This window comes from Macrococcus sp. DPC7161, assembly GCF_004117835.1.
Classification (GTDB): domain Bacteria; phylum Bacillota; class Bacilli; order Staphylococcales; family Staphylococcaceae; genus SDSC01.
Genome location: NZ_SDSC01000070.1, coordinates 1 through 255 on the forward strand (window position 1 = coordinate 1; position 255 = coordinate 255).

At 39.6% G+C, this 255-nt stretch carries 1 protein-coding gene; it reads right to left on the reverse strand.

What is annotated here, in order from left to right:
- A partial coding sequence (locus tag ER639_RS12160; RefSeq protein WP_129065985.1) for a cell wall-anchored protein occupies positions 1–255 on the reverse strand: 255 nt, incomplete at both ends.

Below are 255 nucleotides of genomic sequence, written 5' to 3' on the forward strand. Positions count from 1 at the left end.
TAGAACCTGATGTTGATTCACTTACTGATCCACTTGTTGATTCTGAGATTGAACCTGATGTCGATTCACTTACTGATCCACTTGTTGATTCTGATACTGAACCTGATGTTGATTCGCTAATTGAACCGCTTGTTGATTCTGATACTGAACCTGATGTTGATTCGCTAATTGAACCACTTGTTGACTCTGAAATAGAACCTGATGTCGACTCACTAATTGAACCGCTTGTTGATTCTGAGTTCGATACTGATCCTG